Genomic DNA, 12,422 nt, shown 5'->3' with positions numbered 1-12,422 from the left:
GTTGAATCGGGGGGATCAGATATGCGGCGCCTATTTTCCATCGTTGCCATCGCACTTTTGCAGGCCGGAGGCCTGAGCACGTCGGCGCTTGCCGACAAGGTCGACATTTCGACGGTGACGTGCGGACAGCTTATCTCTGCCATCGATTCCGGCACCGAAAACGACAAGTCGGGCATGGGCGGCATCCTCTACTGGATCGCCGGCTACTCCACGACCGATGAGCAGGGATCGGTTGTGGATTTCAACGCGCTCGGCAAGGATTTCGAGAAGGTGCTCGAAGGCTGCAAGGCTCAGCCCAAGGTGGGAGTGTTGACCGTCGCCGGAAAGGTGCTCGGCGAGAATTCCACCGCTCAAGGCGGTGAGGCGATCGATCTCGCCACCATGACCTGCGAAGCCGCCGTGAAGTCCAGCAAGGACGAGGAGGAAGGGCTTGGCTTCATCCTAATGTGGATCGCCGGCTGGCACGCCTCCGACACGGAATCCAAGATCTTCGATACCGAAGCCTTCGTGTCCGCGATGGAGAAGATCGGCGAATACTGCGGCTCTCATCCCAATGTCGGCCTTTTGACCGCGTCGGAAGAGTTCATGTCGGCCGACGAGTAGTCATCTGCTGCCCACGACCGTTTGAGCGTCCAACGCCGTTAACGCTCGGTTTTTTGGGGCAGGGGTGCCGCGACACCTCTGCCCTTTCGCCCCTTTGGGATTGATCGGCGCCCCCGGGCGGTGTAGGGCGAGCCTCGAACACGGTCCACGATCGTGCGAGGCCCTACCAGCCTCGCGCGTGAATCGCCGGACCAGAATCGGCCCAGGATCAAGCAAGGTCCTATCCGCCTCGCGCGTGAAAAGTCGGGCCAACTGAATCGCTTTCGAGGTCTCCATGGGATTCAAGTGCGGCATCGTGGGCCTGCCGAACGTCGGCAAGTCGACCCTCTTCAATGCGCTGACGCAGACGGCCGCCGCCGAAGCGGCGAATTACCCGTTCTGCACCATCGAGCCCAACGTGGGCGAGGTCGGCGTGCCGGACGAGCGGCTCGATAAGCTCGCCGCCATCGCCAAGTCGGGCCAGATCATTCCGACGCGGCTCACCTTCGTCGATATCGCGGGCTTGGTGCGCGGCGCGTCGAAGGGCGAAGGCCTGGGCAACAAGTTCCTCTCTCACATCCGTGAGGTCGATGCGGTGGCCTACGTGCTGCGCTGCTTCGAGGACGACGACATCACGCATGTCGAGAACCGCATCGATCCGCTTGCGGATGCCGAGGTGGTCGAGACCGAGCTGATGCTCGCCGACATGGAAAGCCTCGAGAAGCGGATCAGCGCGACCGAGAAGAAGGCAAAGAGCGGCGACAAGGACTCCAAGGCGCTGCTCGCGGTGATGGAGAAGGCGCTCGCGCCGTTGCGCGAAGGCAAGCCCGCCCGCGTGGCCGACGTCACGGCCGAGGAGCGGGCCCTGTTCGCCGGACTCCAGCTGATGACCGCCAAGCCCGTCGTTTACGTCTGCAATGTCGAGGAATCATCCGCCGCCAACGGCAACGCCCACTCTGCGAAGGTGCAAGAGCGCGCCAAGGCGGAAGGCGCGGTCTCGGTCATCATCTCGGCCAAGATCGAGGCGGAGTTCGCTGGTCTTCCGGACGAGGATCGCGCCGAGTTCCTGGCCGAAATGGGCCTTGCCGAGCCGGGCCTGAACCGTCTGATCCGCGCCGGCTATCAGCTGCTCGATCTCGTGACCTACTTCACCATCGGTCCGAAGGAAGCGCGCGCCTGGACCATTTCGCGCGGCACCAAGGCTCCGCAGGCGGCGGGCGTCATTCACACGGATTTCGAGAAGGGCTTCATTCGCGCCGAGACCATCGCCTACGAGGATTATGTCGCGGGTAACGGCGAGGTCGGCGCCAAGGAAGCCGGCAAGATGCGTCTCGAAGGCAAGGAGTACGTCGTCAAGGACGGCGACATCATGCACTTCCGCTTCGCGAACTAGGCGCAGTCGAAAGACGAGGCGGGGCCAACGAATGCCCCGCCAAGCATCCGGACCGCCGTGTTACGGCAGGTCGCCGGGTAGCTGCGGTGCGCGATAGCCGTGGTGACGCGCATGGACGTGATGGTGGATCGTTGCCGCATGCCGATGGTGCATGGGTTGCCGCACCTGTGGCGGCCGCGCGTCATCCGGATTGATCCCATTGTTTTGCTCGGTCCAGAGATCCCAGTTTCCTGGATCGCCGTTGCCGTAGCCGAGATAGGTGGCGCTGGCAGAAATCGAAGTTGCGCCCATGAGCAGGGCGACAGACGAGACGGTGAGGGCAATCGCTTTGAATGAACGGATCATGGCTGCATCTCCTTGACGAGTGTGAGCAGCGAAGGCCGATTTTGGAGAGGGCCTGAACGGAAAGAGCGCCCGGGTTCCCCGATGTCGAGGGCGGGTCGCTATCCGTCGCCGATGCGGGCATACGTGTTGGCTTGCCCGCGCCACGACAAGGTGAGCGCCGTAGACAATACGGAAATGTAAGCGCACGGAAACCTTCCGGCCCGAAACGACGCAGCGCAGGCCTGACGACGCGCGATCTCGAAGTTCGGACTATTTGTACTTCCGTGACGGCGGGCGCGGGCGGCCTTCGAAGCGTAGGCCGAGCTGCATTCCCTTGGCCCACCGCACGCTGGTCATGATCTCGTGCTTTTCAGTCTCGAGATAAAGCTTCACGCCGTCAGCGAGAAGACTGAGCTTGACCGGATCGCCGATGATTTCGACACGCGCGCCGGAAACGGACACGTCCTTGATCATGCAGGGGCGCGGGTAGATCAGCTTGTCGTGCCACAGGTAGCCGCTGCGCATCCGTTGCGGAACGCGCACGAAGTTGCGGAGATCCTCGAATTTCTTATCGGCACCGCGCCCGGCGCTCATAATTCTGCTTGTGATCGAACTTAGAAATGTCATCGGCAACCAACCCGTCGCTCATAACAAGGCATGGCTCAATGTGCCTCGCAAATAGGCACGTCGTGAAAGTCAGTGAACACACGATAGCTGTCGAAGATTGAAGAATGGTGAACCGGTTGTTACCGACTGCTTACTCGGAGCCTTTTCGGCCTTGCTTAGCCTTCAGATCCGTTGAGCGAGCCAATCTGCAAGCGAGGCCGGCAACACGCGCCGCCCGACAGCGGCCACATACGTCGGAACCGTCACCATGTAGCGGCGCTTCGGTTTCGCGCTCTCGACGGCATGGACAAGCTTCCAGCCCACCGCTTCCGGCTCGAGCTTGAAGGTAGACTTTCCGCCTTGCTCCATCGCCGCGAGGCGCGCGCGATAGGTGTCGCGGTGAGCGGAGCCGTCGATGTCGATGGTCGCGCGGAAGTTCGCGAGCGCATGCTCGACAAAGCGCGTCCGGATCGGCCCCGGCTCGATGATCGAGATATGAATGCCGGTTCCACGAAGCTCGTGGCGCATCGCATCACTCAGCGCTTCGAGCGCGTACTTCGAGGCGCAGTAAGCGCCGCGATAGGGCACCGACACGAAGCCGAGCACCGAGGAGCATTGCACGATGCGCCCGTGACCATTGGCTCGCATCGAGGGAATGAGCCGCCGGGTGAGATCGTGCGTGCCGATCACGTTCACCTCGAATTGCCGGCGCAGAACCTCCGGCGAGAGATCCTCTACCGCGCCCACCTGCCCGTAGGCGCCGTTGTTGAAAACGGCGTCGAGACGGCCATTGGTCAGCCGCAGCGCTTCCTCGGCGCAGGCAGCGATCGACTTGGGATCGGCGAGATCGAGATGGAGCGCTTCGACGCCGACCTCGTGAACCAGCCGAGCAGCATCCGGCTCGGTGCGCGCGGTCGCGAGCACGCGCCAGCCACGACCGCGAAGCAGGCGGGCGGAGGCGAGCCCGATGCCGGATGAGCACCCCGTGATGAGAATGGATTTCTGCGTCATCGGCCGATCAATAGCCGGCTTCATGAAAATTGGAAGCCGCTTCTCGTTCTATCGATTGTCTCTCATTGCGGCGGATCGCCGGCAAGGAAGTAGAGCGTGTCGAGGAGCGTGATGGCGTCCGGCCCGAAGACGAGCTTCGACGGCTTGCCCTTGCAGCGGATCTGGCTCGCGGCTTTCGAATCGAAGGACAGGAACACGCCATTGACCCGGAAGCTCTCGGGTGGAGCTTCGAATGCGCATCCCTTCTCGATGAAGACATCACTCACGTAGGTTTGCAGCGCGAGGCCCGGCGTGCCGTCGCCAGGATTTGCGATCGCTTCGAGAATGCCCGGCGCTGCGTTTTTGCACGTAACGTAGCGATCCGCTTCGAACTGGCAGCCCGAGAACCACACGCGTCCCGAGCCCGCCTCGAAAGCATCCTTGCCGGGAATGTCCTGAGCAAAGGTAGAGGCAGCGGCAAACGGCAGGGCGACCACGAGACTGAAGAGAAAGCGACGCATAGGCGGAAATTTCCTGGTTGATCGGGATGGAACGGAAAGCTGGCGTGCAACCGATGCTCGCGACACTAAGCACCCCTTAGGCAAAAGAAAATCAACTGTTTGGGAGCCCTTGGCGCGAGGCGTGTCGCCAATGAAAAAAGGGGCCAGATCCAAAGATCCGACCCCTCATGGAACGAAGCCCTTATAAGCCGGATCAGGCTTTCTCTTCGAGTAGGCGGCGGGCGATGACCTGCGCCTGGATTTCGGCCGCACCCTCGAAGATGTTCAGGATGCGCGCGTCGCACAGCACGCGGGAGACCGGGTATTCGAGCGCGAAGCCGTTGCCGCCATGGATCTGCAGCGCGTTGTCGGCGTTGGCCCAGGCAACACGCGCGCCGAGCAGCTTTGCCATGCCGGCTTCGAGGTCGCAGCGATGTCCCTCGTCTTTTTCGCGTGCGGCGAAATAGGAAAGTTGGCGCGCGATCATGGTCTCGACCGCCATCATGACGACCTTGTTGTAAACGCGCGGGAACGAGTAGATCGGCTTGCCGAACTGCACGCGCTCGAGGCCGTACTTGAGCGCGAGGTCCATCGCGCACTGCGCGACGCCGACGGCGCGGGCAGCCGTCTGGATGCGCGCGCCCTCGAACGTGTTCATGAGCTGCTTGAAGCCCTGCCCCTCGACGCCGCCGAGCAGGTTTTCGGCCGGCACTTCGAAGCCGTCGAAGGAGATGTCGTATTCCTTCATGCCGCGATAACCGAGAACCTCGATCTCGCCGCCGGTCATGCCCTTGGCGGGGAACGGCTCGTCGTCGTTGCCGCGCGGCTTTTCGGCGAGGAGCATCGAGAGGCCCTTGTAGCCCTTCTCGTCCGGATTGGTGCGCGTCAGCACGGTCATGATGTCGGCGCGCACGGGATGCGTGATCCAAGTCTTCTGACCGGTGATCTTGTAGACGTTGCCGTCGCGGACCGCGCGCGTCTTGAGCGAGGCAAGATCCGAGCCCGTGTTCGGCTCGGTAAAGACGGCCGTCGGCAGGATCTCGCCGGTCGCAATCTTCGGCAGATACTTTTCCTTCTGCTCGGGCGTGCCGTTGTGCAGGATCAGTTCGCCTGCGATCTCGGCGCGTGTGCCGAGCGATCCGACGCCGATGTATCCGCGCGACAGCTCTTCCGAGACGACGCACATCGCGAGCTTGCCGAGCCCGAGACCGCCGTACTCCTCCGGTAGCGTGAGTCCGAATACGCCGAGCTCTGCGACCTTCTGGATGATCTCGATCGGAATGTATTCGTTCGCGAGATGCCATTCATGAGCGTGCGGCACCACCTCGGCTTCCGAGAAGCTGCGCATCTGCTCGTGGATCGCGGCCATCGTCTCGTCGAGGCCGGAATTGCCGAACGTGGTCGCGCCTTGCGCGTGCTCGATCAGCTTGGCGAGCTTCGCCTTCACGCCCTCGGAGCCGCCGGCCGCGACGACGTCAGCAACCGCATCCTCGTACTTGCGGATCTCGGCCTTCGAGACGCCGAGCGCTTCAGGGCGGATGATCTCGAGCTGGCTCATCGGGATGCCGCCGGCGATCTGCGCGCCGTATTCGCCGAAAGCCGCGATCAGGAGCAGCTGCTCGAACTCGCCGAACGCGCCTTCCGCCTGGAGCCGTGCGGCCCACAGGTTCATCTGCCGAAGTGCCTCGACGGTGGTTGCGAGCCAGGCCAGGCCATGCGCGACGTGCTGGGCTTCGTCGACACCGCCGACCTCCTTGATCCGGGCACGCACGCCGGTCTTGGCGAGGCCGAGCACGACATCGGCGGCCTCGACGACCTCGGCGGTTCTGGCGATCAGGCGCTCCGGGCCTGCCGCGAGAAGGTCGTTCCCTGACTTGAGCTCAACAGTCGACATGAATTCGGCTCCTCCCTGACCCGCGCATGGGGACACCGGAGCCTGATTATGCTCCGCGTCCCTTGGCCCCCTTTGGGGCCCGCTATTTCAGGACGCCATCTGCAAATTTCCGAGCCCTGCCGTCAAGACAAACTCGCGCCCCAGCGACAGCAACGCACGGGGGGCCGCGGGGTGAGCGGGCGCGTTTCCCGCCGGCCCGGCCCGATCGTTAATCACGGGGGGGCATTTCGTGTCGCGCGTTGCGCGTAAGGCATGGACCTCGGCATAGTCCATCGACTACGGTCCGCCTCGACATTCGCACAAACTGCCGCCAGACTGCCCGCCAATGAAGCGTTACCGCACTTTACTGTCTGCCATTTTCCGGCTCTACGAGCACTCGGGCTTCGCCATGGCGAGCGCCGTGGCGTTCGCGTTCGTCGTGTCGCTGTTTCCCTTCTGCATCTTCCTAGGCGGACTGGCGGGCCTGTTCGGTGGCCGGGAACTGGCGGCGGAAGCCGTCTCGCAGCTGTTCCACAACCTGCCGCAGGCCGTGGCCCAGGCGCTGGCGCCGCAGGTCGACGCCATCATGGGGCAGACCCGCATCGATCTTCTGACTTTCGGCGGCTTCCTCGCGCTGTTCTTCGCGACGAGCGCGGTCGAAACGCTGCGGGCCGCGCTCAACGGCGCCTATCGCGTGGTCGAAACCCGCTCCTACCCGGTTTGTCTCGGGCTCAGCATGCTTCTCGTCTTGATCAGCGGCGCTTCGATGCTCGTGCTGACCTGGGCGGTGGTCGTCGGTCCCGCGTTCGCCGCCCAATTCGGGCCTTCCTGGGTGGAGCCGTCTTTGATCAGGTCGCTCCTCGATTCGACTTGGCTGGCGCCGGCCGTGCGCTACACGCTCGGCGCAGCGGTCATCGGCACGCAGCTTCTCGCGTTTCATCTCTGGCTTGCGGCCGGCAAGCGCCGCCTCGCCGACGTGTGGCCGGGTGTCGCTTTGTCCGTCGTGCTGTGGCTCGTGATCGCCGGCTTCTATTCCTACTACCTTTCGATCAGCAACTATGCGCGCTTCTATGCCGGTCTTTCGCAGCTGATGGTGGCGATGATTTTCTTCCAGGTGACGGCAATCATCATCCTCCTCGGCGCCGAGTTGAACCGCGGTATCATGGAATTGAAGAAACTCACCAACGGCAATCACTGATCCGGGGTGCGGGCGCGCCGTTCCTCGGACAGGGCAGGGAACGGAGACGATGATGTCCAAACGCTCGACCACGCAAGGCTCACGACCCACGATTTGCGCATCGAAAGCAGCCTGCGCGGCGCTCCTGTTTTTCGCCGGAGCAGCGCATCCGGCATTTGCTCAAGACGATAAGGACATCCCCAATCTCGTCGGAACCTGGGTGGGTGAAAACCGGACCGTATCCGACAAGAAGGGATACAAGATCTGGGGTGAGAAGACCGTCCAGATTACCGAGCAGCAGGATCGCCGGTTTCGGGGCACGTTCACCTATCCCGACGGCACCAAGAATTTCTTCGGCGTGATCTACCCGGACAACATATCCTTCACCTGGGTCGCCTCGAACAGCAAAGGCTACAATCACGGCCGCATTCTGGGGCCTGATCGCATCGGCGCCTGCTACGTCGAATCCGGCGAGGACGCGACGGCTGGTTGCGCCGAGCTCGTCCGCAAGAAATAGCTGCGCCAATACGGTTTGATGCGATCGTGAAGGAAACCGCATGGATGCCGAAGCGCAGCCCCCTGCGAGATTGAACCCCTGGACTGCGATCTGGTGGAAGCCGCAGGCGGCGATCGACGCCGTCGTGCAGCGCGGGGGCAGATCGTACGCGCTGCTCCTGGCCGCATTGATGGGGGTCGCGACGGTCATCGGCTTCGCCGCCCTGATCCCCAATCTCCATTGGCTTGCAGTCGTTGTCGTCGCGCTCCTGATTGGTCCTCTAGCTGGCTTGCTCGCGCTTTACATCGACGGAGCTCTTTTATCCTGGATCGGCCGCCCGCTCGGAGGTTCGGCAAGTCAGAGTACGCTGCGCACCGCCATTGCCTGGGCCGCGCTGCCGAACATCGCAGCCTTGCTGATCATGCTGGGAGGGATCGCTGTCTTTCGGCAGGACTTTCTGCGCGCCTTCGCGGCACCGGAGAGTGTGGACGATCCAGTACTTCTTCCCTTGGCCCTGGTTGCCGCGCTTCTGCCGTTGTGGGCAATTTTCCTGAGGATCCGCACCATCGGCGCGGTGCAGCGTTTTGGCATCCTGCGCGCCACGGCAAGCGTCGCAGCATCCCTTGTCGTGATCCTGGCTGTTGCGGCCGCGATCCGGATCTTTCTGTTCCAGCCCTTCTCGGTCCCATCGACTTCGATGGAGCCGACCCTACGCGTCGGCGATAACTTTTTCGCAGACAAGCGCAGCTACGGCTTGAGCCGCTACTCTTTCCCGTTCGATGCAGGCTTCGAGGGGCGCTTCGGCGCGGCGGCACCCCTGCGCGGCGACATTGTCGTCTTCAAGCTGCCGACCGACCGAAAATTCGATTATATCAAGCGCGTCATCGGGTTGCCGGGTGACGAAATTCTCGTGCAACACGGCGTGCTGCACATCAACGGCACGCCGGTGCCGAAGCGCCCGATCGGGGACGTCACCGTAGAGACCGGGGACGGTCGCGCTTACACGATCCCATCTTTTGAGGAAACGTTGCCCGAAGGTAGGAAAATCGTCGTCCTCGAGATGGAACCGGACGGCCCCTTCGACAACGTAGGTCCGTTCAAGGTGGCGCCGGGCCATTACTTCGTGATGGGCGATAACCGTGACAACTCCATGGACAGCCGGTCGGTCGAGCAGGTCGGGTTGATCCCCGCCGAGAACATTTTTGCGCGCGCCTCGATCATTTATTTCTCCAACGCCGAGCTGCGCGACACCAGCTCCCCGGCGCATGCGTTCGACAACATCCGCTGGGACCGGCTGCTCACCGTGCCGAAATAAAAAGCGCGGCGGGTTTGCTGGAGCCGCCACTTCTTTAATTCGTAGTGATCTACGGAACCCGTTTGCGGTCTGCGGGTTGGGCTGGCGATCGGGCGATGTCCGAGGCTCTGAGGTCCAACAGTCGCCCGCTCAACCATGAATCCATCTGTTACGCCGATCGTGCTGCTCGCAGTGTCGAACGTGTTCATGACGTTCGCCTGGTACGGGCACCTGAAATTTACCGATAAGCCCCTTTGGATCGTCATCCTCGCGAGCTGGTTCATCGCGCTCGCGGAATACTGCTTCGCGGTCCCCGCCAATCGGCTGGGTCACCAAGTTTATTCTGCCGCTGAACTCAAGACGATGCAGGAGGTCATCACCCTCATCGTATTTGCAGGGTTCTCGGTGCTCTATTTGAAAGAGCCTCTCACACTGAACCATGCCGTCGGCTTCCTGCTGATCGCGACGGGCGCGTTCTTTATTTTTAAGGGACCACTGAGCTAGCGATGGTGACCACATCGAGACAAGCTGCGTCATCCGGTCGGCCTCTCGATGCGTTGAATTTCTTCCTGGCCGACGTGCGAGACGGGCTGGGACCTTACCTCGCGATTTATCTCCTCACGGTCCAGAAGTGGGACGAAGCCTCGATCGGCGTGGTCATGACGATTGCCGGCATCGCCGGGATTGCCACCCAAACGCCCGCGGGAGCCCTGGTCGACCGGACCAAAGCAAAGCGCGCGCTCGTCATTGTCGCTGCTGTCCTCGTCACTGCAACCTGCGTAGCGCTGCCATTTCTTTCAAATCAGATTCTGATTGCTGGTACGCAAGCGATCGCGGGCGCCGCAGGCGCGATTTTCGCGCCCGCCACCTCTGCCATCACGCTTGGCATCGTGGGGCCGAAGGCGTTCGCCGCGCGTGTCGGACGCAATGAAAGTTTCAACCACGCCGGCAACGCGTTTGCGGCCACGCTCGCCGCGGTATTAGCTTATTGGTACGGCCCGGTCGTCGTGTTCTGGCTCATGGCGTTTATGGCAGTTGCCAGCGTTGTCGCGACCTGGAGCATTCCCGAAGCCGCGATCGATCATGACGTCGCGCGTGGATTGCAGAAAGACGGCCAGAACGAGCATGAGCGTGCGCCTCCGTCGGGATGGCGGGTGCTGCTTGAATGCCGGCCTTTGCTTATTTTTTCGGCCTGTATCGTGCTATTTCATTTCTCCAATGCGGCGATGCTGCCGCTCGCCGGCCAGAAGCTCGCGCTCGGCAACGCGGCACTCGGCACATCGTTGATGTCTGCGTGCATCGTCGCTGCGCAGCTCATCATGGTCCCTGTCGCACTAATCGCGGGCGCGAAGGCGAACACGTGGGGCAGCAAACCGCTGTTCCTGACGGCATTTGCTGTTTTGGCGTTGCGAGGCATGCTTTACCCGCTTTCCGACAGCCCGTACTGGATTGTCGGCGTGCAGCTTCTTGATGGCGTGGGCGCCGGCATCTTCGGCGCATTGTTCCCCATCGTCGTGGCCGACCTCACGCGCGGCACGGGACACTTCAACGTCAGCCTCGGTGCGATTGGAACGGCAACTGGCATTGGCGCGGCCCTCAGCACGTCGTTTGCGGGATTGATCGTCGTGAACGCAGGCTATGACGCCGCGTTTCTTGCGCTCGCGTTCGTGGCTGCTCTCGGGCTCGCGGTTTATGCCGTCGCCATGCCCGAGACGCGCGACGGCCTGTCCTCGTCAGCACCGGTTCCGACCGCGGCATAAAAAAGAAAAGGGCGCGACAGAAACTGCCGCGCCCCAAACTTGATACCTGCCGGCGCGCTAGCCGTGGCGTGCCTGGCTGGCCTCGATCACGTCTTCGACCGTGCGCAAGCCCGTAGTCGGCGCCGAAACCAGCACCGCCATGTTGCCCGGCTTGTGCTCGTTTCTCAACATGCGCATGTGCGCCTTCGGGATCTGCGCCCACGAAAACACTTCCGACATGCAAGGATCGATACGTCGCTCGACGACGAGCTTGTTGGCTTGGCTCGCCTGCTGCAGGTTTGCGAAGTGAGAGCCCTGCACGCGCTTCTGGTGCATCCAGAGATACCGCGCGTCCATGGTCAGGTTGTAACCGGTGGTGCCGGCGCAAATGACGACCATGCCACCGCGCTTGACCACCTGCACCGAGACCGGGATCGTCGTTTCGCCAGGATGCTCGAACACGCAGTCGACGTTGACACCCTTACCGGTGATGTCCCAGATCGCCTTGCCGAAGTTGCGCATCTCCTTCAGCCAGGTGTTGTATTCCGGCGAGTTCACCTTCGGCAGCTGGCCCCAGCACTTGAAGCCCTTGCGGTTGATGACGCCCTTGGCACCCAGCTGCATGACGAAATCGCGCTTGTCGTCATCCGACACGACGCCGATGGCGTTGGCGCCGGACGTGGCGCAGAGCTGCACGGCGAAAGCGCCGAGGCCGCCCGCGGCGCCCCAGACGAGCACGTTGTGGCCGGGGCGAAGCACGTGCGGACGATGACCGAACAGCATGCGGTAAGCGGTGGCGAGGGTCAGCGTGTAGCAGGCCGCCTCTTCCCACGTGAGATGCTTCGGGCGCTCGAGCAGCTGACGATCCTGCACGCGGCAGAACTGAGCGAAGCTGCCGTCCGGCGTCTCGTAGCCCCAGATGCGCTGCGAGGGCGAGAACATGGGATCGCCGCCGTTGCACTCCTCGTCGTCGCCGTCATCCTGGTTGCAATGGATGACGACTTCGTCGCCGACCTTCCAGCGCTTCACCTTGGAGCCGACGGCCCACACGATGCCGGACGCGTCCGAACCTGCGATGTGGTACGGCTGCTTGTGGACGTCGAACATGGAGATAGGCGTGCCGAGCGAGGCCCAGACGCCATTGTAGTTGACGCCAGCGGCCATCACGAGGACGAGCACGTCGTGGCTGTCGAGCTCCCAGGTCGGCACGACCTCGACCTGCATGGCCTTGTCGGGCTCGCCTTGGCGCTCCTTGCGGATGGCCCACGCGTACATGTTCTTCGGAACGTGACCGAGCGGCGGAATCTCGCCGATCTCATAGAGGTCTTTTTTCACCCCAACCGAAGCAGCTTCGGTGCTGGCTTTGGTCGCGGCGCTTTGGCTCGACATGCTCTCGTCTCTCCCTGACGCAGAAGGTAATGTCCCGCAGACCATTCACGCGCCGTCCC

Annotated in this window: 13 protein-coding genes; 7 read left to right on the top strand and 6 right to left on the bottom strand. The window is 62.6% G+C overall.

Annotation, left to right across the window (positions count from 1 at the left end):
- The first annotated feature begins 21 nt into the window (after window positions 1–21).
- Window positions 22–603, top strand: a complete 582-nt coding sequence (locus RCO24_RS06500; protein ID WP_308960788.1) for an HdeA/HdeB family chaperone — start codon at window positions 22–24, stop codon at window positions 601–603.
- A gap of 274 nt (window positions 604–877) precedes the next feature.
- Window positions 878–1,975, top strand: a complete 1,098-nt coding sequence (gene ychF / locus RCO24_RS06495) for a redox-regulated ATPase YchF (RefSeq protein WP_308960786.1) — start codon at window positions 878–880, stop codon at window positions 1,973–1,975.
- Window positions 1,976–2,035: 60 nt separating this feature from the next.
- Here the strand turns inward: ychF and RCO24_RS06490 are convergent, their stop codons facing one another.
- The 5 genes from RCO24_RS06490 to RCO24_RS06470 form a co-directional block, all read right to left on the bottom strand.
- On the bottom strand, window positions 2,036–2,320 hold the full coding sequence (locus RCO24_RS06490; RefSeq protein ID WP_308960784.1) for a hypothetical protein: 285 nt from the start codon (window positions 2,318–2,320) through the stop codon (window positions 2,036–2,038).
- Between the two features lie 249 nt (window positions 2,321–2,569).
- Window positions 2,570–2,893 carry a PilZ domain-containing protein gene (locus RCO24_RS06485; RefSeq protein WP_308960782.1) on the bottom strand — a complete coding sequence of 108 codons (324 nt, stop codon included), beginning with the start codon at window positions 2,891–2,893 and terminating at the stop codon, window positions 2,570–2,572.
- Between the two features lie 195 nt (window positions 2,894–3,088).
- Window positions 3,089–3,916, bottom strand: a complete 828-nt coding sequence (locus RCO24_RS06480; RefSeq protein WP_308960780.1) for an SDR family NAD(P)-dependent oxidoreductase — start codon at window positions 3,914–3,916, stop codon at window positions 3,089–3,091.
- Window positions 3,917–3,978: 62 nt separating this feature from the next.
- Complete coding sequence (locus tag RCO24_RS06475; RefSeq protein ID WP_308960778.1) at window positions 3,979–4,416, bottom strand: hypothetical protein; 438 nt, start codon at window positions 4,414–4,416, stop codon at window positions 3,979–3,981.
- Between the two features lie 193 nt (window positions 4,417–4,609).
- Entirely contained in the window at window positions 4,610–6,289 is a 1,680-nt protein-coding gene (locus RCO24_RS06470; protein ID WP_308960776.1) for an acyl-CoA dehydrogenase family protein, read from the bottom strand.
- Between the two features lie 325 nt (window positions 6,290–6,614).
- Between RCO24_RS06470 and RCO24_RS06465 the strand changes: the two genes are divergently transcribed.
- The 5 genes from RCO24_RS06465 to RCO24_RS06445 all read left to right on the top strand — a co-directional run bounded on the left by RCO24_RS06465 (window position 6,615) and on the right by RCO24_RS06445 (window position 10,995).
- Complete coding sequence (locus tag RCO24_RS06465) at window positions 6,615–7,466, top strand: YihY/virulence factor BrkB family protein (RefSeq protein ID WP_308960774.1); 852 nt, start codon at window positions 6,615–6,617, stop codon at window positions 7,464–7,466.
- Window positions 7,467–7,518: 52 nt separating this feature from the next.
- Window positions 7,519–7,962 carry a lipocalin family protein gene (locus RCO24_RS06460; RefSeq protein WP_308960772.1) on the top strand — a complete coding sequence of 148 codons (444 nt, stop codon included), beginning with the start codon at window positions 7,519–7,521 and terminating at the stop codon, window positions 7,960–7,962.
- A gap of 40 nt (window positions 7,963–8,002) precedes the next feature.
- On the top strand, window positions 8,003–9,256 hold the full coding sequence (gene lepB, locus RCO24_RS06455) for a signal peptidase I (protein ID WP_374990915.1): 1,254 nt from the start codon (window positions 8,003–8,005) through the stop codon (window positions 9,254–9,256).
- 135 nt (window positions 9,257–9,391) lie between these two features.
- Window positions 9,392–9,739, top strand: coding sequence for a DMT family protein (locus RCO24_RS06450; RefSeq protein WP_308960768.1), 348 nt, complete (start codon window positions 9,392–9,394; stop codon window positions 9,737–9,739).
- A gap of 2 nt (window positions 9,740–9,741) precedes the next feature.
- A complete protein-coding gene (locus RCO24_RS06445) occupies window positions 9,742–10,995 on the top strand; it encodes an MFS transporter (protein ID WP_308960766.1) in 1,254 nt (417 codons plus the stop codon).
- Between the two features lie 57 nt (window positions 10,996–11,052).
- On the opposite strand, the gene ccrA is transcribed toward RCO24_RS06445, so the two are convergent.
- Window positions 11,053–12,363, bottom strand: a complete 1,311-nt coding sequence (ccrA, locus tag RCO24_RS06440; protein WP_308960764.1) for a crotonyl-CoA carboxylase/reductase — start codon at window positions 12,361–12,363, stop codon at window positions 11,053–11,055.
- Window positions 12,364–12,422 lie beyond the last annotated feature (59 nt).

It is taken from the genome of Hyphomicrobium sp. LHD-15, from assembly GCF_031157355.1.
GTDB lineage: Bacteria > Pseudomonadota > Alphaproteobacteria > Rhizobiales > Hyphomicrobiaceae > Hyphomicrobium_C.
This window is presented reverse-complemented; position numbering and strand designations above follow the sequence as displayed.

Bases quoted from the DNA above. Each gene is read 5' to 3' on its own strand.
- RCO24_RS06450 (WP_308960768.1), top strand. From the start codon at position 9,392: ATGAATCCATCTGTTACGCCGATCGTGCTGCTCGCAGTGTCGAACGTG.
- lepB (WP_374990915.1), top strand. From the start codon at position 8,003: ATGGATGCCGAAGCGCAGCCCCCTGCGAGATTGAACCCCTGGACTGCG.
- ychF (WP_308960786.1), top strand. From the start codon at position 878: ATGGGATTCAAGTGCGGCATCGTGGGCCTGCCGAACGTCGGCAAGTCG.
- RCO24_RS06460 (WP_308960772.1), top strand. From the start codon at position 7,519: ATGTCCAAACGCTCGACCACGCAAGGCTCACGACCCACGATTTGCGCA.
- RCO24_RS06445 (WP_308960766.1), top strand. From the start codon at position 9,742: ATGGTGACCACATCGAGACAAGCTGCGTCATCCGGTCGGCCTCTCGAT.
- RCO24_RS06465 (WP_308960774.1), top strand. From the start codon at position 6,615: ATGAAGCGTTACCGCACTTTACTGTCTGCCATTTTCCGGCTCTACGAG.
- RCO24_RS06470 (WP_308960776.1), bottom strand. From the start codon at position 6,289: ATGTCGACTGTTGAGCTCAAGTCAGGGAACGACCTTCTCGCGGCAGGC.
- RCO24_RS06475 (WP_308960778.1), bottom strand. From the start codon at position 4,416: ATGCGTCGCTTTCTCTTCAGTCTCGTGGTCGCCCTGCCGTTTGCCGCT.
- RCO24_RS06490 (WP_308960784.1), bottom strand. From the start codon at position 2,320: ATGATCCGTTCATTCAAAGCGATTGCCCTCACCGTCTCGTCTGTCGCC.
- RCO24_RS06500 (WP_308960788.1), top strand. From the start codon at position 22: ATGCGGCGCCTATTTTCCATCGTTGCCATCGCACTTTTGCAGGCCGGA.
- RCO24_RS06485 (WP_308960782.1), bottom strand. From the start codon at position 2,893: ATGAGCGCCGGGCGCGGTGCCGATAAGAAATTCGAGGATCTCCGCAAC.
- ccrA (WP_308960764.1), bottom strand. From the start codon at position 12,363: ATGTCGAGCCAAAGCGCCGCGACCAAAGCCAGCACCGAAGCTGCTTCG.
- RCO24_RS06480 (WP_308960780.1), bottom strand. From the start codon at position 3,916: ATGACGCAGAAATCCATTCTCATCACGGGGTGCTCATCCGGCATCGGG.